Genomic DNA, 19,916 nt, shown 5'->3' with positions numbered 1-19,916 from the left:
GGCGGGCATTTCGTGGCAGCGTTTGCGAAAAACACTGCCGCGAGATGCCCACCGGCGTGAGCCCTTTTTGCTTACCCCGCGTAGCCCCGTACCGCTGCGAGTTCCGCTTCGAGGGCAAGCAGTTGGCGCTCGACGGCGGCCGGCGCCGTTCCGCCCTGTGAGTTGCGGCTGTTGAGCGAACCTTCGGTGCTGAGCACGGTGCGGACCTCGGGGGTCAGGTGCTCCGAAATGCCCGCGTACTCTTCGTCCGTGAGGTCCCACAGTTCAACGCTGCGTCCTTCAGCCAGCTTCACCGCGGCACCGGAGAGCTCGTGGGCTTCCCGGAACGGCACGCCCTGGCGGACTAGCCACTCGGCGATGTCCGTGGCGAGCGCGAAGCCCTGTGGCGCCAGGGAAGCCATGCGCTCGGTGTTGAAGGTGAGCGTGGCAATCATGCCGGACACGGCCGGGAGCAGCACTTCCAAAGTGTCCGCGGCATCGAAAACCGGTTCCTTGTCTTCCTGCAGATCGCGGTTGTACGCGAGCGGCAGGCCCTTGAGCGTTGCCAACAGGCCGGCCAGGTTGCCAATGAGGCGCCCCGCCTTGCCGCGGGCGAGTTCGGCAACATCCGGGTTCTTCTTCTGCGGCATGATCGAAGACCCCGTGGAGTACGAATCATGGAGCGTCACGAAGGAGAACTCCTTGGTAGCCCACAGAATGATTTCCTCGGAGACCCGCGACAGGTCGATGCCGATCATCGAGCAGATCCATGCGAACTCGGCGAAGACATCGCGCGATGCGGTGCCGTCGATCGAGTTGTGGACCGCCGAGAAGAACCCGAGATCCGCGGCGACTGCCTCGGGATCCAGGCCGAGCGAGGAACCGGCCAAGGCACCGGAACCGTACGGCGAGACACCGGCGCGCTTGTCCCAGTCCTGGAACCTCTGCACGTCGCGCAACAGTGCCCAGGCGTGGGCCAGCAGGTGGTGGCTCAACAGGACAGGCTGGGCATGCTGCAGGTGCGTCCGTCCAGGCATGGCAACGCCCTTGTGGGCCTTGGCCTGCTCAACGAGGGCGTCGATCGTGGCGAGCACACCGCGGGCGATGATGCGGGCGTGGTCGCGCAGGAACATGCGGCCCAACGTGGCCACCTGGTCGTTGCGCGAACGCCCGGCCCGGAGCTTGCCGCCCAAGTGGGTTCCCGCGCGCTCAATGAGCCCGCGTTCGAGGGAACCGTGGACGTCCTCATCGCTCTCGGCGGGCTGGTAGGCGCCGCTCGCGACGTCGTCATCCAGAAGGGTGAGTGCCGCGAGCATGCCTTCGAGTTCGGCGTCGTCCAGCAGCCCCGCCTTGTGCAGCACACGGGCATGGGCCTTGGAGCCGGCGATGTCGTAGCGGGCCAGCCGCCAGTCAAAGTGCGTGGACTTGCTCAGTGCGGCAAGCGCATCCGCGGGGCCGCCAGCAAACCGGCCGCCCCACAAAGCGCCTTCATTTGTTGCCGACGTCATTACTGGCCCGAAACCCGCAGGTCGCGGCCTGCGGCGACCTTGGAGGACATCCCCCACAGCTCGATGAAGCCCTTGGCCTGCGACTGGTCGAAGGTGTCGCCGGTGTCGTAGGTGGCGAGGTCGAAGTCGTAGAGCGAGGTGTCGGAGCGGCGGCCGTTGACGATGGCCTGGCCGCCGTGAAGGACCATGCGGATGTCGCCGGAGACGTACTTCTGGGTGTCCTCGATGAAAGCGTCCAAGGAGCGCTTGAGCGGGGAGAACCACAGGCCGTCGTAGACCAGCTCGGACCAGCGCTGGCCGACCGTGGCCTTGAAGCGGGCCTGCTCGCGCTCGATGGTGACGTCCTCGAGGTGCTTGTGGGCGGTGATGAGGGCCATGGCGCCAGGAGCTTCGTAGATTTCGCGCGACTTGATGCCGACCAGGCGGTCCTCGACGACGTCGATGCGGCCAACGCCCTGGGCACCGGCGCGGCGGTTCAGTTCCTGGATGACCTGGAGCGGAGTGTGCTTGACGCCGTCAATGGCTACCGGGACACCTGCTTCGAAGGTGATGGTGACTTCGTCCGGGGCCGGCGGGAATTCCGGGGTGGCCGTGTAGTCGTAGATGTCCTTGGTGGGAGCGTTCCAGATGTCCTCGAGGTAGCCGGTTTCGACGGCGCGTCCCCAGACGTTCTGGTCTATCGAGTACGGGTTCTTCTTGGTGGTCTCGATCGGCAGTCCCTTTTCCTCGGCGAAGGCGATGGCCTTGTCGCGGGTCAGGGCGAGGTCGCGGACGGGTGCGATGCACTTCAAGTCCGGGCCCAGAGTCTGGATGCCGACCTCGAAGCGGACCTGGTCGTTGCCCTTGCCCGTGCAACCGTGCGCAACGGTGGTGGCACCGAATTCGCGGGCGGCCTTGACGAGGTGCTTGACGATCACGGGACGTGAAATTGCCGAAACCAGCGGGTAGTGGCCCTGGTAGAGGGCGTTGGCCTTCAGCGTGGGCATGGCGTATTCGTTGGCGAATTCGTCGCGGGCGTCGGCCACGTAAGCCTCGACGGCGCCGCAGCCGAGGGCGCGCTGGCGGATGGTCTCCAGCGACTCACCGCCCTGTCCGACGTCGACGGCCACGGCGATGACCTCGGCCCCGGTGGCTTCACCGATCCAGCCGATGGCTACGGAAGTATCAAGGCCACCGGAGTAGGCCAGAACAATGCGCTCAGTCACGAGAGTGCTCCTTTGTTGTTGCTTGGTTCTTTTGAGTCAAATGCTTGGGTCGGGCCGAAGGCCCGGGTGGAACGTTGCCGGGTGGTTCAGTTGCCGGTCTGGACTAGTTCCCCGGTCCGGCTTCCTGGGCCAGCTGGAGGAATCGGGCTGCCAGCTCAGCGCCGCCGTCGGGATCCCTGGCAACCAAAAGCAAGGTGTCGTCGCCTGCGATCGTACCCAATACAGACGGCATCACCGAGTGGTCGATGGCCAAGGCGAGGAAGTTGGCGGCACCCGGCGGGGTCCGCAGCACCACGATATTGCCCGAAGCCTCGGCGGTGACCAGTAGCTCGCCGCAGAGGCGCGACAGGCGCGCGTCCAGGATTTCCTGGGTGACACCGCTCTTCGCATTGCGGTCACCGCCCTCGCCGGGCACCGCGTAGACCAGTGCACCGTCCTTGCCGCGCACGCGGACCGCCCCCAGTTCCACCAGGTCCCGGGAGAGGGTCGCCTGGGTGACCTGCACGCCGTCGTCCGCCAGCAAGGCCGCGAGCTCAGCCTGCGAGCGCACCGACTGACCCGTCAGGATCGCGGTGATCCGCGCCTGCCGGGCAGTCTTGGTGGCGGGGCTGGCGCCTTGCGACGCAGGATGGGTGGACACTAGAACGTGCTCTCCGCAGCGCTTTTTCCGGGAGGAACGGTACCTTCAACGGGGGAAAGCCCGTCGACGAATGCGAGTCCCGACCTGTGCATCAGCCAGGCCATGAGCGCCTTCTGGGCGTGCAAGCGGTTCTCGGCCTCGTCCCAGACGATGGACTGGGGCCCGTCGATCACACCGGCGGAGATTTCATAGCCTCGGTAGGCGGGCAGGCAGTGGAGCACGACGGCGTCCGGTGCGGCGTGTGCCATGGCGGCCTCGTCCACCGAGTACTCGCGGAAGAGCTGCATGCGGGCTTCTTTTTCGGCTTCCTGGCCCATGGACACCCAGGTATCGGTAGCGACGACGTCGGCACCACGGAGGGCTTCCGTGGCGTCGGTGGTGATGAGCACGGAACCGCCGGTCTCGGCGGCGCGTTCATCCGCTGCCGCAACGATGTCGGCGGCCGGCAGGTAGCCTTCCGGACCCGAGATCCTGACGTGCATTCCCGCCGTGACGCCCGCCAGCAGGTAGGAGTTGGCCATGTTGTTCGCGGCGTCGCCCAGGTAGGCCATGGTGAGGCCCTTGAGTTCGCCCTTGTGCTCTTTGACTGCCAGGAGGTCTGCCAGCAACTGGCAGGGGTGGTAGTCATCGCACAGGGCATTGATGACGGGAACTCTGGAGTTTTCGGCCATGGCTACGAGGCCGGAGTGCGCCGAAGTGCGCCACACGATGGTGGAGACCATGCGTTCGAGGACCTTCGCCGTGTCCTCCACCGACTCCTTGTGGCCGATCTGCGCCTCGCCCGGATTGATGATGAGCGCGTTGCCACCCATGTCGGCGATGCCGGTGGCGAAGGACACGCGGGTACGGGTGGAGGTCTTGTCGAAGATGACGGCGACGGTCTTGCGCCCATTGCCGGCAGCTGCAAACGGTTGGACGCTGTACGGAGCGGCTTTCATCCGTACTGCGAGCTCGAGCACTTCGGCTTGCTCGGCCGGAGTGAGGTCCGTGTCCTTGAGGAAGTGACGTGTGGCGGTGTTCACTGTGCGTCCTTAGCGTTCAGGGGTGCAGCGTTCAGGGGTGCAGCGTTCAGGGGGGCAGCGGTCTGGGCTGCCGCAGCCTTGATGATGCCGGGCAGCGCGTCGAGGAAACTGTCGGCTTGCTCGGTGGTCAGGATGAGCGGCGGAGCCAGCCGGATGGTGCGCGGGCCGGGGCTGTTGATGATGAAGCCTGCGTCGAGCGCGGCGGTCACCATGGCTGGCGCGATGTCGGCGTCAAGGTCGAAACCGATCAGGAGGCCTTCGCCCCGCACTTCGGTGACGGCGTCGACGTCGGACAGTCCTGCCCGCAGGCGAGCGCCGACGTTGAGCACGTTCGCCAGCACGCCCTGGTTTTCGATGGCATGCAGGGTGGCGAGTGCGGCGGCCGTGGCCACCGGGTTCCCGCCGAACGTGGTGCCGTGCTGGCCTGCCGTCAGGAGCGACGACGTCGGCTCGCCGAAGGTGATGAGCGCGCCGACGGGGAAGCCGCCGCCCAGGCCCTTCGCGAGGGTCACGGCGTCGGGGACGATTCCGGTGTCTTCGCTGGCCAGCCATTTGCCTGTCCGGCCGATGCCGGTCTGGACCTCGTCCAGGATCAGCAGCGCGCCGGCAGCGGTGGTGGCTTCGCGGGCCGCCCGCAAGTATTCGACGCTGAGCGGGCGGACGCCCGCTTCGCCCTGGATGGGCTCGAGGAACACTGCGGCCGTGGTTTCGTCGACGGCGGCACGGAGGGCCTCGATGTCGCCGAAAGGAAGGTGGACGACGCCGCCGGGCAGCGGCTCGAATGGCGCCCGGTACGCTTCCTTGGCAGTCAGCGCCAACGCACCCATCGTGCGGCCGTGGAAGGCACCTTCAAGGGCAATGATCTTCGTGCGCTTGGCTGACTTGGCACCGGCAGGCGCTTCGCTGTTGCGGCGTGCCAGCTTGAACGCAGCCTCGTTGGCCTCGGTGCCGGAGTTGGCGAAGAACACCTTGGATCCGGCAGGAGCCTTGGTGATGGCCAGCAGTTTCTCGGCGAGGGCGATCTGCGTGGGGCTCGTGAAGAAATTGGAGACGTGGCCCAAAGTGGCCAGCTGGCTCGCAATGACCGAGGTGACGAACGGGTGGGCATGGCCCAGGGCGTTGACGGCAATGCCACCCAGGAGGTCAAGGTATTCCTTGCCGTCGGCATCCCACACAAGGGCCCCTGCACCACGGACCAGGACCCGCTGCGGAGTGCCGAAGACGCCCATGAGCGAAGACGAGTAGCGGGCCAGCCAGTCGGCTCCCGTGCTGTGCCCAGCTATAGCGTTTGCGGGCGTTTCGACCAGTTCTGCTTCGTTGGCGGTCATGAGTTCACTTCCTCGTCGGGGACAACCTGGGTTCCGATGCCCGCGGTCGTAAAGGTTTCCAGGAGCATGGAGTGCGGCAGGCGGCCATCCACGATGTGCGCCCGCTCCACTCCTTCATCGATGGCCTTCAAACAGGCGGCCATTTTCGGGATCATGCCGGACTCCAGGCGCGGCAACATCTCCCGCAACTCCGTGGCCGTCAGCGAGGAGATGAGCGAGGACTTGTCCGGCCAGTTGGCGTAGAGACCCTCGACGTCGGTCAGGATGACGAGCTTGGATGCGCCCAGCGCTGAGGCAACCGCCGCAGCCGCGGTGTCCGCGTTGACGTTGAGGACCTGCCCCGTAGTAGAGCCCGTGCCGTCCCCTTCGTCAAGGATCTCGGGGGCAACCGTGGAAATCACCGGGATGCGGCCGGCGTCGAGGATGTCCTCGATACCCGTGGGATCAACACCCACCACTTCGCCCACCAGGCCCAGGTCCACTTCTTCCCCGTCCACCACGGTGCCGGTGCGTACGGCACGCAGGAGTCCGCCGTCTTCACCGGACATGCCGACGGCGTAGGGTCCGTGGGAGTTGATGAGGCCCACGAGTTCGCGGCCTACTTGTCCGGTGAGCACCATGCGGACCACGTCCATGGCCTCGGGGGTGGTGACGCGCAGGCCGCCCTTGAATTCGGACTCGATGCCTAGCCGGCCCAGCATGGAGTTGATCTGCGGGCCGCCGCCGTGCACGACAACGGGGTGGATGCCCACGTGGTGCAGGAAGACGATGTCCTCGGCGAAGGCGCGTCGGAGTTCCTCGTTGACCATGGCATTGCCGCCGTACTTGATCACCATGGTGGTGCCGGCGAAGCGCTGGATCCACGGCAGCGCCTCGATCAGGGTGGCCGCCTTGTCCTGGGCATCGCTCATCGACGTATTTTCGCGGGTGTGCGCAGTCATGGTCATCCCCGTCTAGCTCGAGTAGGCGCTGTTCTCATGCACGTACTCGTGCGTGAGGTCGTTGGTCCAGATGGTGGCCTCGGCGTCGCCGGCCTGCAGGTCGATTTCCACGAGCACCTCGCGGGGCTCGAGATCAACCAGATTGCGGTCGCCGCCGATGCTGCCGTTGCGGCAGATCTGGATGCCGTTCATGGAGACGTTGAGCTGGTCCGGCTCGAAGACGGCGTCCGTGGTGCCCACCGAGGACAGGACGCGGCCCCAGTTGGGGTCCTTGCCGAAGATGGCGGTCTTGAAGAGGTTGGAGCGGGCCACGGAACGGCTGACGATTTCGGCGTCGCGCTCGCTCGCCGCGTTGAACGTGCGGATGGCGATGTCGTGGCTGGCGCCTTCGGCGTCACCGATCAGCTTGCGGGCAAGCTCGGCGCAGACCTGGGTGATTCCGGCACCAAGCTGCTCGGCGGACGGGATGGCCTCAGAGGCCCCGGAGGCCAGCAGGACGACAGTGTCGTTGGTGGACATGCAACCGTCCGAGTCCGCGCGGTCGAAGGTGACGCGCGTAGCGTCGCGGAGCACGACGTCGAGCTCTTCCGCCGGGACCTGGGCATCAGTGGTGAGCACCACCAGCATGGTTGCGAGGCCCGGTGCCAGCATGCCGGCGCCCTTCGCGATGCCCCCGACCGTGAACGTGTTGCCTGCGGCATCGGTGCCGGTGAAGACTGCTTCCTTCGCCACGCTGTCCGTGGTCATGATCGCCGTGGCGGCCGCGGGACCGCCGTTCTCGGAGAGCTCCGCGAACGCTGCGTCGATGCCCGGGATGATTTTGTCCATGGGCAGTTGCTCACCGATGAGGCCGGTTGAGCAGACCACGACGTCGGAGGCGGAGATCCCGAGGACGGCCGCCACTTTCTCGGCCGTAGCGTGCGTATTTTGGAATCCCTGCGGACCGGTGCACGCGTTGGCGCCGCCGGAATTCAGCACCACTGCGTCAACGCGCCCGTCGGAGAGAACCTGGCGGGACCAGTGCACGGGAGCCGCGGCGACGCGGTTGGAGGTGAAAACGGCTGCTGCTGCTTTCAGGGGGCCGTCGTTGACAACCAGGGCGAGGTCGGGATTGCCCGATGCCTTGATGCCGGCTTTGACGCCGGCGGCCCGGAATCCCTGTGGGGCGGTGATGGTCACGGGGCAACTCCTTGGACGTTGAGGCCGGCGGATTCGTCCAGGCCGAGGGCAATATTCATGGACTGCACAGCGCCGCCGGCGGTCCCTTTGGTCAGGTTATCGATGGCGCACGTGACAACCACGCGGCCGGAGTGCCCGTCGAAAGCCAACTGCATGACGGCATGGTTGGAACCCTGCACCGATTTGGTGGTGGGCCACTGGCCTTCGGGCAACAGGTGGACGAACGGTTCGTCGTCGTACGCTTCAGCCCAGGCATTGCGGAGTTCGGCAGCGGTGACGCCGGCTTTGACCTTGGCCGTTGCCGTGGTCAGGATGCCGCGGCTCATAGGCGCGAGGGTAGGAGTGAAGGACACGGTGACCGGTTCACCGGCGGCGTTGGAAAGTCCTTGTTCGATCTCGGGGGTGTGGCGGTGTCCGCCGCCCACGCCATAGGGACTCATGGAGCCCATGACCTCGGAACCGATGAGGCTCACCTTGGCAGCCTTGCCGGCGCCCGAGGTGCCGGAGGCGGAAACAATCACGACGTCGTCCGGCTGGAGAAGCTTGTTGGCGAAGCCGGGCGTGAGGGCGAGGAGGGCCGACGTCGGGTAGCAGCCGGGCACGGCAATCCGTTTCGCCCCCTTCAGGGCGTCGCGCTGGCCGGGGAGTTCCGGCAGCCCGTAAGGCCAGGTCCCTGCATGCTCCGAGCCATAGAACTTTTCCCATGCCGCGGGGTCTTCGAGCCGGTGGTCCGCGCCGGCGTCGATCACCAGCGTGCCTTCCGGCAACTGTGCCGCGATCCCGGCGGAAGCTCCGTGCGGGAGCGCCAGGAACACCACATCGTGCCCGGCGAGGTTTTCCACGCTGGTGTCCTCGAGAATCCGGCTGGCCAAACCATGGAGATGCGGCTGCAACTCCCCTAGTCTGGAACCGGCATTGCTGTGCGCAGTGATGGCACCGATGGTGACGTCCGGATGGCCTGCCAGGAGGCGCAGCACCTCTCCCCCGGCATAGCCACTGGCACCGGAAACGGCAACAGAAATAGTCATGGCACGACTATACAGCAAAACTATTCATGGTTGCCGATATTTATGCACGACCTTTTCTAAGCCCCAACGAGGGCACATCCCGGCACGGCGCTTTGGGGGCGTATGCTGAATAGAGGGTGATCTAGACCGTGCAGCCGATCGTCGGTTGCAGCGTTGCCCGCTATTTGTTACGGGGCAACTGCATATGTCACCGACTTCCACCACGGAACGTCCCACTAAGGGCGTCCGGCCGCCCAACGCCGTCGTCCTCAGCTACTCCGAGCTCCTCAAGACCGTCCGCGCGGAAGGGCTTTTGAAGCGCCGCGTCGGCTTTTATATCAGCGTTTTTGCTGCTTTGGTCCTCCTGCTGACCGGTACCTGGTTCGGCTTCGCGCTGATCGGCCACAGCTGGTACCAGCTTCTCATCGCCGCTGCCCTGGGCATCCTTTGCACCCAGTTGAGCTTCCTGGCCCATGAGGCCGGCCACCGCCAGATTTTTGCCTCCCGCAGGGCCAATGACTGGTCCGCCCGCATCCTGGCCACTTCGGTTGCCGGCATCAGTTACTCCTGGTGGGAACAGAAGCACGGCGCACACCACAACAATCCGAACGTGATTTCCAAGGACCCGGACATCAAGACCGGAGCCTTGGCCTTCCACGTTGAAGCCGCCGCAGGCAGGCAGGGACGCTTCGCGTTCCTCACGCGCCGGCAAGGCTGGTTCTTCTTCCCGCTCCTCATGCTGCTGGGCATCAGCCTGCAGTGGGAGTCGCTGATGTACATCTGCCGGCCCGGAGCCATCAAGCACCGCTGGGTAGAGACCCCCATCCTTCTGGCACGGCTTCTCGCACTGCCGGTCCTCGCCTTCACCTTCCTGCCGCTTGGGATGGCATTTGCGTTCCTGGGCGTCCAGATCATGGTGTTCGGCTTCTACATGGGTGCTTCCTTCGCACCGAACCACAAGGGCATGCCGGTTCTGCCGACCGACTCGCGCGTCGATTTCCTGCGTCGCCAGATTCTGACTGCCCGGAACATCTCCGGCGGGCCCTTCATGAACATCCTCCTGGGCGGCCTCAACCACCAGGCGGAACACCACCTGTTCCCCGACATGGCCCGCCCCCATTTGCGCCGCGCCTCGGAGATCGTTCGAAGCTACTGCGAGAAGCACTCCATTGCCTACACCGAAACCACGTTGATGCAGTCGTACGCCATCGTCGTGCGCTACCTCAATGAGGTAGGACTCGCCGCGGGCCGCGGCTTTGACTGCCCTGTTGCATCCGCGCACGGCAGGGGCTGACACGCCCGGAAGACCACCCGGGCACATTACGGCGAAACACGGCCCCAAGCCGTTGACTCGACACTCGACGGACTCCGCTCCCTAGGATGGGTGTGTGAATGCGGGCACGAAAGTGCCTCGACGGAGAAGGAGACCCATGACGCATGCAATCATTGTCCGGCAAGCCGGAGGACCCGAAGTCCTCGAAGTCACCGAGGCAGAGGTTCCGGTCCCGGGCCCGCGCGAGCTCCTCGTCAAAGTTGCAGCCGCCGGAGTGAACTTCATTGACACTTATCAGCGCAGTGGCATCTACAAGGTTGAGTATCCGTTCACCCCCGGCTCCGAGTCGGCCGGCACCGTGGAGGCCATCGGCGCAGACGTCGAGGACTTCGCCGTCGGGGACAGGGTCGCTACCGCTGAAGGATCCCGTAGCTACGCCGGGTACACCCTGGTAGACGCCGACAAAGCGGTTCCGGTGCCGGACGGCGTCGACGACCACACAGCGGCAGCCCTGCCGGTGCAGGGAATGACAGCGCACTACCTGATCAATTCTTCTTTCCGTGTGGAACCGGGCCACACCGTCCTGACCCATGCCGGCGCCGGCGGCGTGGGACTCATCCTGACGCAGTTGCTCAAGGCCCGGGGCGCCCGCGTCATCACCACTGTCTCCTCGGACGAGAAGGAAGCCCTTGCCCGGGAAGCCGGCGCGGACGAGGTCCTGCGCTACACCGGATTTGCGGACAAAGTCCGCGAGCTGACCGACGGCGAAGGCGTCAACGTGGTGTACGACGGCGTCGGCAAGGATACTTTTGACGGTTCCCTTGCGAGCCTGCGCATCCGCGGCTCGCTCGTCCTGTTCGGGGCAGCGTCCGGACCCGTTCCTCCCTTTGACCCCCAGCGACTGAACGCTGGCGGATCGTTGTCCCTGACACGCCCGACGCTTGGCCACTTCCTCCGGAACCCGCAGGAGCGGCGCTGGCGTTCGGCCGAAGTCTTCGGGGCTGCCGCCAGCGGTGTGCTCAAGGTGCGGATTGGCGGAGCTTATCCGCTCGCCGAAGCCGGCCAGGCCCATCGCGACCTGGAAGCCCGCAAGACCACGGGCAAGCTACTGTTGGTCCCATAACCGCAGCACGGAAACGCGACCGCTGACACTTTTTGTTCACCTCAATCCGAGAAGCTCCGAACGTGACCCAGGAACATGAAATCCCGGCGGACAGCCTGGAACTGCAAGTGGTGCATCTGCCCCAGCTGCAAGGCTCGGCAGCCGCGCCGTCGGCACGCACCCTCATTGAGATCCTCCAGGACACGGCCCTGACTTTCCCGGAGGCCTCTGCCCTCGATGACGGGCACAAGTCGCTGAGTTACTCCGAGCTCATGGTGCAGGTACGCGGTTTTGCTGACGCGCTCAACGGAGCCGGACTGGGCCCCGGAGACAAGATCGGTGTGCGGGTTCCCTCGGGATCCAACGATCTCTACATCGCCATCCTGGGGATCCTCTCGATTGCGGCCGCCTATGTGCCCGTGGACGCTGACGATCCCGAGGAACGGGCAAGGCTGGTCTTCGGAGAAGCCAAAGTGTCTGCCGTCGTCACCAAGGGCCGCAGGATCGAAGTGTCCGCGGAGCGCCCGACACCGCACCCGGCTCCGCGTTCCCCGGGACTGGATGACGATTCCTGGGTCATCTTCACCTCAGGTTCCACGGGCACGCCCAAGGGTGTGGCGGTGCAGCACCGTTCCTCTGCTGCCTTTGTTGACGCCGAAGCCCGGATCTTCCTCCAGCAAGATCCCATAGGTCCGCAGGACCGGGTCCTCGCCGGCCTTTCAGTGGCCTTCGACGCTTCCTGCGAGGAGATGTGGCTGGCGTGGCGGAACGGTGCCTGCCTCGTCCCGGCCCCGCGCGCCCTGGTGCGTTCCGGCATGGACCTTGGCCCATGGCTCATCAACCACGGCATCACAGTGGTGTCTACCGTTCCCACGCTCGCGGCCCTGTGGCCGACGGAAGCCCTCGAGAACGTGCGCCTGCTCATTTTCGGCGGCGAAGCCTGCCCGCCCGAACTCGCTGAGCGCCTCGCGGTGGACGGCCGCGAAGTGTGGAACACCTATGGCCCCACCGAAGCAACCGTCGTGGCCTGCGCGGCTCCCCTCGGCGGGGATGGCCCCGTCCGGATCGGATTGCCACTGGACGGTTGGGACCTCGCCGTCGTCGATGCCGCCGGGGTTCCGGTCGCGGAAGGCGAGACGGGCGAACTGATCATCGGCGGCGTCGGACTGGCCCGCTACCTCGATCCGGCCAAAGACGCCGAAAAATACGCCCCCATGCCGTCCCTGGGGTGGGAACGTGCCTACCGCTCCGGCGACCTCGTCCGCTACGAGGAAGCCGGCCTCATCTTCCAAGGCCGCGCGGACGAACAGGTCAAGCTTGGTGGCCGGCGCATCGAACTCGGTGAGATCGACGCCGCCCTGCAGGCCCTCCCGGGAGTCGCAGGTGCCGCGGCTGCAGTCCGCACGACGGCGGCAGGGAACCAGATACTGGTCGGTTACCTGGCTCCGGCCGGACCTGAGGACATCGACCTCGCAGCTTCCCGCGAGTTGCTCACGGAAAGCCTTCCCGCCGCGCTGATCCCCTTGCTGACGGTGGTGGATTCGCTTCCGACGAAGACCAGCGGCAAAGTGGACCGGCATTCACTTCCCTGGCCGTTGGCGGGCGCGGGCGCCGCGGATGCCGACAAGGCACCCCTCAACCTGCCCGAGGACGCCCAGTGGGTCGTTGAGCAATGGGAAAGCGTCCTCGGCTCGAGCGTCACCTCGCTCGACGCCGACTTCTTCGCCTACGGTGGCGGCTCCCTCGCCGCTGCACAACTCGTCTCGGCGTTGCGCGTGCGCTACCCCACCATCACTGTGGCCGAAATCTACGCGACACCCCGCGTCGGTGCCCTGATCGACGCCGCGCGGCAGTCACTGCCGGAAGGCGGCATCCAGGGGCCGGCGGCGGAACGCACGGTTCGGCCCACCTCCCGGAAATCGCAGATCTTCCAGACCCTGATGGGGATTTTCCTCAACATCCTGGTGGGCATGCGTTGGCTCACCTACCTCATGGCCGCGAACCATTTGCTGGCCGACTTCGCCGGTTTCACAGCCGCTCCCGTCGTGTCCTGGTGGTGGATCCTGGCATCTTGGCTGGTGTTCGTCAGCCCGCCCGGACGCATGGGCATCTCGATCCTGGCCGCGCGAACCCTCTTGCGTGGAGTCCGGCCCGGAACCTACCCGCGCTCAGGCAAAGTCCACTTGAAGCTATGGCTGGCCGAACAGATCCAGGATCTTTCGGGCGCCATCAGCCTTGCCAGCGCTCCGTGGGTTCCCTACTACGCCAGGGCGCTGGGGGCGAAGATCGGTAACAACGTCCATTTGCACTCCTTGCCTCCGGTCACAGGGCTGCTGTCATTGGGCAGCGGCTGCAACATTGAACCCGAAGTGGATCTCTCGGCCTGGTGGATCGACGGTGACTATGTCCACATCGGCGCCATCCATGTAGGTGCCGGCGCCACAGTGGGCTCCCGCAGCACGCTCATGCCAGGAACCAGCATCGGCGCAGGTGCGCGTGTGGAGCCCGGTTCCGCGGTGCTGGGCAAGGTCAGGGCCGGGCATCTTGTTGCCGGCTCCCCCGCAGAACGCCGTGGCAAAGCCAAGAATGGATGGCCCGAGACCCCGTCGTCGCACCATCTGATCGGCCGGCTCTGGTTTGCGGCGTTCGCTGCGGCCTCGGCGCTGCTTGCCTTGATCCCCTACATTTCGGCATTCGTCGCCGCGATCGTCATTCTGGCATTCATCCAAGGCAGGAGTTCCCTGCAGGATGCCTTCCCAGAACTCCTGCTTGCCATTCCCTTGGCGGCACTGGCCTGGTTCCTGTGCAATCTCCTGCTGATCCTGGCGACCACCCGGATGCTCGGCGTCGGTCTCAAGGAGGGGTACTATCGGGTCCGCAGCCGCGTCGGCTGGCAGGTTTGGGCCACTGAACGTGTGCTCGACATGGCGCGGGACCTGCTCTTCCCCATCTACGCCAGCCTCTTCACCCCTGTGTGGCTTCGCCTGCTGGGCGCCAAAGTTGGCCGTAACGTGGAGGCTTCCACGGTGCTGCTGCTGCCACGCATGACGACCATCGGCGAAGGCGCGTTCCTCGCCGACGACACCATGGTGGCCTCTTACGAGCTTGGCGGCGGCTGGATGAAGATTGGTCCGGCCAAGATCGGCAAACGCTCATTCCTCGGCAATTCCGGGATGACCGCAGCAGGCCGAAGCGTGCCCAAGAACTCACTGGTCGCGGTCCTGTCGGCCACGCCGGCCAAGGCAAAATCGGGCACCTCCTGGCTGGGCAGTCCGCCTGTCAGGCTGCGCCGGACCGCCGTCAATGCAGATCAGAGCCTCACCTTCAACCCGCCGTTGGCCCTCAAGACCAAACGGGCCCTTTGGGAATTGTGCCGGCTGGTGCCGGTCATCCTGACAGTGGGGATCGCCGTCGGTATCATGCTGGTCCTCGACTGGATCGCGACGGAGTCCTCCTACTGGCTCGCGGCCGTCCTTGGGGGCGTCGTGGTCCTCGCCGCAGGTGCCGTGGCCGCAGCAAGTTCGGTTGCCGCAAAGTGGATACTGGTGGGCCGCATCAAAGCGGGCGAGCATCCCCTGTGGAGCTCGTTCATCTGGCGCAACGAAGTGGTGGACGCCTTCATCGAGATGGTGAGCGCTCCGTGGTTCGCACGTTCGGCGTCCGGCACGCCGGCGTTGGTGTGGTGGCTCCGGGCGCTCGGCGCGAAAATCGGCCGGGGTACCTGGTGCGAGAGCTATTGGCTGCCCGAAGCCGACCTTGTCACGCTCGGCGAAAGCTCCACGGTCAACCGTGGCTGCGTGGTCCAGACACATCTCTTCCACGACCGCATCATGGCCATCGACACCGTTGTCCTTGGGGACGGCGCCACGATGGGCCCGCATGGCGTCATCCTGCCGCGGGCCAGCATCGGGGCCGGCGGAACGGTGGGACCGGCGTCGCTGGTCATGCGTGGCGAGACTGTTCCTGCGGGCACCTATTGGATGGGCAATCCCGTCAGCCCGTGGTCCGGGCCGTAGCGTAGATTGGCAAGAGGACCGGTGAAAACCACCAGCGCATGACAACAGCAGCACAGCAAGCTACACGGAGGCAGCCAGCGCACATGAGCCGCAGCGAACCAGGAACAACCACAACTGCCGTCGACCCCTACACCCTGCACCACGGGAGCACGGCATTCCAGGTGCTGAGGTACGAGCTGGACCTGGACTATAGCCTGGGCAGCAACCGGCTCAACGGCCGCGCGATGCTTCGTTGCATAGCCCTCGAAGACACGGACTCGGTGATCCTGGATCTGGTGGGCCTGAAGGCTTCCAAAATCTTGATGGACGGCAAGAAAGTGCCGAAGTTCAGTACCCGCGGCGAGCACCTCGTGATTACGGCCAAGGACCGGTTGCGGACAGGCCGGCATTTCACAATTGAGCTCCGCTACGACGGCAATCCTAAGCCGCGCCGGGGCCTGTGGGGCGAGGTCGGTTGGGAAGAGCTCGACGACGGCGTCCTGGTTGCCGGGCAGCCGAACGGTGCCGCGTCCTGGTTCCCGTGCAACGACCATCCGCGGCACAAGTCCAGCTACTTGATCAGTATCACCACCGACGACAACTACCGCGCCATCTGCAACGGCCGCCTCGTCTCCCACAGCAGGAAATCAAGCCGCGAAACCTGGGTCTACGAACAGGGCGAGCCGATGGCAAGCTATCTCGCCACTGTGCAAATCGGACGCTACCGGCTTCACCAACTCAGCCCCTCCCTCGGTGGGGCCCGCACCGGGACCGCCCCTCATGCCGAAGCCCTGCGGCAGGCCCCGGTGCCCCAGTTCGTTGCAGTCACCCCTGGTTTGTTGACCGAGGCCCGCGAAGGCCTGGCACGGCAGGCCGACATGATGCGCACCTTCGTGGAGTGTTTCGGTCCGTATCCCTTTGCGGAATACACGGCCGTCGTGACCGAGGACGAACTGGAAATCCCCCTTGAGGCCCAGACCCTCTCGATCTTCGGGAGGAACCACATGGAGCAATCGTGGGACGCGCAGCGCCTCATCGCCCACGAGCTGTCCCACCAGTGGTTCGGCAACTCGCTCACGGTGAGCAGTTGGCGGGACATCTGGTTGCATGAGGGCTTCGCGTGCTACGCCGAGTGGATCTGGTCCGAGGAAGCCGGCGTCATGTCCCTCGCCAACCGTGCAAGGGCCGCGTGGCGCAAGCTCGACGCGGGCGCCCAGGACCTGGTGATCGGCGACCCCGGACCGGAGCACATGTTCGATGACCGCGTCTACAAGCGCGGGGCCCTTGCCCTCCACGCCGTCCGTCTCGCGTGCGGGGACGCAGTGTTCTTCGGATTGTTGCGGCATTGGACCGAGGTCAAGCGCCACAGCTCGGTGTCCACGGCGGAATTCATCGCCGCGACGAACGCTTACGTCCCGGGGCTCGATGCGGCCACCGTCCTGGAACCGTGGCTGTACCAAGCAAGGCTGCCCGCCTTCGGCTGATCCCCGGATTCAGCGGGACGTTGCCGCCAGGGCGGCAAGCAGTCCGGCCGGAAGGTCCCGACCGTCGGCGCTGGCCGGGAGGTCCAGGTCCCACAGCCCCGGCCTTTCAAGCACATCGAGGGAATCCGGGGCCACCCTGAGCCCTTCGCCAGTCATCTTCAACCAGGCTTCCTTGCGTGCCCACAATCGTGCGCGCTCCTGAGCCCGACGCCCGGGCTCCAGCGCGTTGAGATGGCGCCGCTCTCGTGCGGTCAGGGCAACGTCGTCAAAGCCGGCGAACTCCGTGCCCGCCGTATTCTCCAGATCGACGCCCACCCGGAGCCCGGGTTCCGGATTCACGACGGCGGCAAACAGCACCCAGCCCGACGACCGTGAGGCGCTGAGCACCAGGGGTGCGGGGTCGCCGTCGAGCAGGTACCCGGGCCGGCCATGTGCGATGTCCGGACCGGCACCGCATTCCGGGCACTCATAGGCCGCATGGAGCCTCGAAGCGGGAACACCCAGGAGGGTTGCGGCAAAGTTTTGTTGCGCCAGCCGGGACGCCAGGAACTCCATTCGGAAGACCGGGGCCATGGCGTCTCCCCGAAGGGTCTCGGCCGGAGACAACAATTCCGCCGCCGTCTTCTCGATGGCGGCGGAATCAGCAGGATCCAGGGGCTGGATGTGAACAGCCAGCCCCTGGATCCCCGGGTTGGTACTCGTCAGCGCTGGACCGCCCCGAATCGCTCTGCGGCGACGGCGACGGCGGCCTCGCGTGCCTCCGATGCCTCATCGGCGGTCAAGGTGCGGTCCGTGGCACGGAATCGCAGCCCGAAGGCGAGCGACTTCTTGCCGTCTTCGATGCCCTGGCCCGCGTAGACATCGAACAGGGCGACGTCTTCGAGGAGTTCGCCGGCGCCTTCCCGGAGGGCGGCCAGTACGGCGTCCGCAGGAACGTCCTGCGGCACCACGAGGGCAACGTCCTGGGTGGCCACCGGGAAACCGGAGATGTGCTTGGCAACAATGACGTCCGGAGCGGCGTCGAAGAGTGCATCCGCGTTGAGCTCGAGCGCCACGGAACGTGCGGGCATGTCATGTGCGGCGAGCAGCTTGGGGTGCAATTCGCCGGCGTAGCCCACGACGTCGCCGGAGCGGAGCGCCAACTGGGCGGCACGCCCAGGGTGGAACGCCTGGTGGCTGCCTTGGCTGACCACGAGTTCCACCCCGAGGACGTCGCCGACGAGCCGGGCAACATCCAGGGCGTCGGCCCAGTCCCAGGCACGCGGAGTGTGGGCCGCCGCGGCCGGGGAATCATGGCCGGTCAAAACAGCGGCGATGTGCAGCGGCTGGTCCGGGACGCCGTCGTACAGTCCGTCAAGAACCTCGTCGGAAGGTTTGACGCCCAGCGGCGGGATGGATGCCGTGCCCAGCTGACCGTCGGGAAGGAACACCGAGCCTGCCTCGAAGAGGGCGAGGTCCCGGAACCCGCGGGAGTGGTTGCGGCGGGCAACCTCGATCAGGCCGGGAAGCACGGAGGTACGCAGGTAACCGTGTTCCTCACTGATCGGGTTGGCCAGTTTGAGGGCGGTGCGTGCCGCGCCTTCCTCCGCAACGCCGAAGGTGTCATTGGCCGACTTGGAAACGAACGGGTAAGAGAGGACCTCGGTGAGCCCTGCGTCGGCGAGCGCCTGGACCACGCGGCGTTTCTGCTGCTGTGTCCGGGTCAAGCCGCGGCCTGGAGGGGCCACAGGCAGGGTGGCCGGGATGTTGTCGTAGCCAACCAGCCGTGCGATTTCCTCGGAGAGGTCTTCCTTGGTTTCCAGGTCATTGCGCCAGCTCGGTGCCGTGACCACATAGGAGCCGCCCACCTCGTCCCTTAGGACGATGGCGCCGAGGTCCTTAAGGGAACCCGTGATCTGTTCTTCGGTGAAGTCGATGCCGATCCGGGAGGCCGCGTAGCCGGCCGGCAGCTCGATGGTCACCGCGTCAGGCGCGGTCCCGACGTCGGTACCGGCTTCGTCTGCCGTCCCGCCGGCCAGTTCAAACAGGAGGTCGACGACGCGTTGGGCAGCAACGCTGGCAACCTGCCAATCCACTCCGCGTTCGAAGCGCTTGGACGCCTCTGACGGCAGCTTGTGCCTGCGGCGGGACCGCCCGATCGAGACCTCGTCGAAGTGCGCTGCCTCGACCAGGATGTTGGTGGTCGAATCGGAAACCTCGGTGTTGGCTCCACCCATGACGCCGGCGATGCCGATTGCGCCGGAGTCGTCGGTGATCAGGAGGTCTTCGACGTCGAGCGCACGCACTTTGTCGTCGAGGGTGGTGATCTTCTCCCCCGCGACGGCGCGGCGGACCACGATGTCGCCCGAAAGCTTGTCGAGGTCGTAGCAGTGGTTCGGCTGGCCGAGTTCGAGCATCACGTAGTTGGAAATGTCGACAGGCAGCGAAATGGAGCGGATGCCTGCCAATCGCAGCCGGGAGACCATCCATGGCGGGGTGGGGCGGGTGGCGTCCACACCGCGGACCGTGCGGGCCACGAAGCGGTCACAACCGGGCTTGCCGTAGATGGGCGCGTCGTCGTTGAGCTTGACGCCGTAGCCGCCGGAGACTGCCGCAGGGGCATTGACCTTCGCTGCCGGGTCCGTGAAGACGGTTCCGGTGGCGTGGGCATATTCGCGGGCCACGCCGCGGATCGAGAACGCGTAGCCGCGATCCGGAGTGACGTTGATTTCGGCGGCTTCGTCGTAGAGGCCCAGAAGGGACATGGCGTCGGTGCCGATTTCGGGATCGAGGCCAATGCGGGAAAGCACCAGGATGCCGTCGTGGTCCTCGCCGATGCCAAGTTCACGGACGGAGGCGATCATGCCTGCGGACAGGTGCCCGTACGTCTTGCGCGCGGAAATGTGGAAATCACCCGGGAGCACGGCGCCCGGGAGGGTCACCACAACCTTGTCTCCCTCGACGAAGTTATGGGCACCGCAAATGATGCCCTGAACCCCGGAAGGGTCGATGCCCTTGCCGGTCAGGGTCTGCTCCTGGCCTTCAGGGACCACGCGGACCTGGCACCAGTTGATGGTCTTGCCGTTGCTCTGCGGTTCCTTGACGAGGCTCAGGACCTGGCCCACCACGATGGGACCCTTGAGTTCGTCCGTGGGGCGGTGGACGGCTTCCTCTTCAAAGCCGACCTTGACGAGTTCCGCCATGACGTCTTCGGCCGTGGCGTCGGCCGGAACCTGCGCGAATTCACGCAGCCATGAAAGTGGGATACGCACTG

At 65.8% G+C, this 19,916-nt stretch carries 14 protein-coding genes; 4 read left to right on the top strand and 10 right to left on the bottom strand.

The window, feature by feature from the left end:
* Positions 1 to 71 precede the first annotated feature (71 nt).
* From argH to argC, 8 genes are all read right to left on the bottom strand, one after another.
* Positions 72 to 1,487, bottom strand: a complete 1,416-nt coding sequence (argH, locus tag ABH924_RS10400) for an argininosuccinate lyase (RefSeq protein WP_404498577.1) — start codon at positions 1,485 to 1,487, stop codon at positions 72 to 74.
* Positions 1,487 to 2,692 (bottom strand): argininosuccinate synthase, encoded by a 1,206-nt coding sequence (locus ABH924_RS10395; RefSeq protein WP_404498575.1) that lies wholly within the window; start codon positions 2,690 to 2,692, stop codon positions 1,487 to 1,489. Before ABH924_RS10395 ends, argH begins: the two co-directional genes overlap by 1 nt.
* Before the next feature lie 103 nt (positions 2,693 to 2,795).
* Positions 2,796 to 3,332 carry an arginine repressor gene (locus ABH924_RS10390; RefSeq protein WP_078105637.1) on the bottom strand — a complete coding sequence of 179 codons (537 nt, stop codon included), beginning with the start codon at positions 3,330 to 3,332 and terminating at the stop codon, positions 2,796 to 2,798.
* On the bottom strand, positions 3,332 to 4,354 hold the full coding sequence (gene argF / locus ABH924_RS10385) for an ornithine carbamoyltransferase (protein ID WP_404498572.1): 1,023 nt from the start codon (positions 4,352 to 4,354) through the stop codon (positions 3,332 to 3,334). The genes ABH924_RS10390 and argF overlap by 1 nt, the downstream gene beginning before the upstream one ends.
* Positions 4,351 to 5,682, bottom strand: a complete 1,332-nt coding sequence (locus ABH924_RS10380) for an acetylornithine transaminase (RefSeq protein WP_404498570.1) — start codon at positions 5,680 to 5,682, stop codon at positions 4,351 to 4,353. Before ABH924_RS10380 ends, argF begins: the two co-directional genes overlap by 4 nt.
* Positions 5,679 to 6,623, bottom strand: a complete 945-nt coding sequence (argB, locus tag ABH924_RS10375) for an acetylglutamate kinase (protein ID WP_404498568.1) — start codon at positions 6,621 to 6,623, stop codon at positions 5,679 to 5,681. Before argB ends, ABH924_RS10380 begins: the two co-directional genes overlap by 4 nt.
* A 12-nt stretch (positions 6,624 to 6,635) precedes the next feature.
* A complete protein-coding gene (argJ, locus tag ABH924_RS10370; protein WP_404498566.1) occupies positions 6,636 to 7,802 on the bottom strand; it encodes a bifunctional glutamate N-acetyltransferase/amino-acid acetyltransferase ArgJ in 1,167 nt (388 codons plus the stop codon).
* On the bottom strand, positions 7,799 to 8,830 hold the full coding sequence (gene argC, locus ABH924_RS10365; protein ID WP_404498565.1) for an N-acetyl-gamma-glutamyl-phosphate reductase: 1,032 nt from the start codon (positions 8,828 to 8,830) through the stop codon (positions 7,799 to 7,801). The genes argJ and argC overlap by 4 nt, the downstream gene beginning before the upstream one ends.
* A gap of 184 nt (positions 8,831 to 9,014) precedes the next feature.
* On the opposite strand from argC, the gene ABH924_RS10360 reads away from it, so the two are divergent.
* From ABH924_RS10360 to ABH924_RS10345, 4 genes are all read left to right on the top strand, one after another.
* Positions 9,015 to 10,103 carry an acyl-CoA desaturase gene (locus tag ABH924_RS10360; protein ID WP_234753156.1) on the top strand — a complete coding sequence of 363 codons (1,089 nt, stop codon included), beginning with the start codon at positions 9,015 to 9,017 and terminating at the stop codon, positions 10,101 to 10,103.
* A gap of 136 nt (positions 10,104 to 10,239) precedes the next feature.
* Positions 10,240 to 11,205, top strand: coding sequence for a quinone oxidoreductase (locus tag ABH924_RS10355; protein WP_234753155.1), 966 nt, complete (start codon positions 10,240 to 10,242; stop codon positions 11,203 to 11,205).
* Between the two features lie 107 nt (positions 11,206 to 11,312).
* Positions 11,313 to 15,200, top strand: a complete 3,888-nt coding sequence (locus ABH924_RS10350; RefSeq protein ID WP_404498595.1) for a Pls/PosA family non-ribosomal peptide synthetase — start codon at positions 11,313 to 11,315, stop codon at positions 15,198 to 15,200.
* 83 nt (positions 15,201 to 15,283) lie between these two features.
* Positions 15,284 to 16,663, top strand: coding sequence for a M1 family metallopeptidase (locus ABH924_RS10345; RefSeq protein ID WP_404498562.1), 1,380 nt, complete (start codon positions 15,284 to 15,286; stop codon positions 16,661 to 16,663).
* Positions 16,664 to 16,672: 9 nt separating this feature from the next.
* On the opposite strand, the gene ABH924_RS10340 is transcribed toward ABH924_RS10345, so the two are convergent.
* On the bottom strand, positions 16,673 to 17,236 hold the full coding sequence (locus tag ABH924_RS10340) for a 4'-phosphopantetheinyl transferase family protein (protein WP_404498560.1): 564 nt from the start codon (positions 17,234 to 17,236) through the stop codon (positions 16,673 to 16,675).
* A gap of 128 nt (positions 17,237 to 17,364) precedes the next feature.
* The gene (gene pheT, locus ABH924_RS10335; RefSeq protein WP_404498558.1) at positions 17,365 to 19,914 is read right to left on the bottom strand and encodes a phenylalanine--tRNA ligase subunit beta; all 2,550 of its coding nucleotides are present in this window, start codon (positions 19,912 to 19,914) and stop codon (positions 17,365 to 17,367) included.
* Positions 19,915 to 19,916: the final 2 nt, after the last annotated feature.

It is taken from the genome of Arthrobacter sp. GAS37 (genome assembly GCF_044908325.1).
GTDB classification, from domain to species: Bacteria; Actinomycetota; Actinomycetes; order Actinomycetales; family Micrococcaceae; genus Arthrobacter; species Arthrobacter ramosus.
The sequence above is the reverse complement of the archived record's forward strand: the minus strand, read 5'-3'. Positions and strand labels throughout refer to the sequence as shown.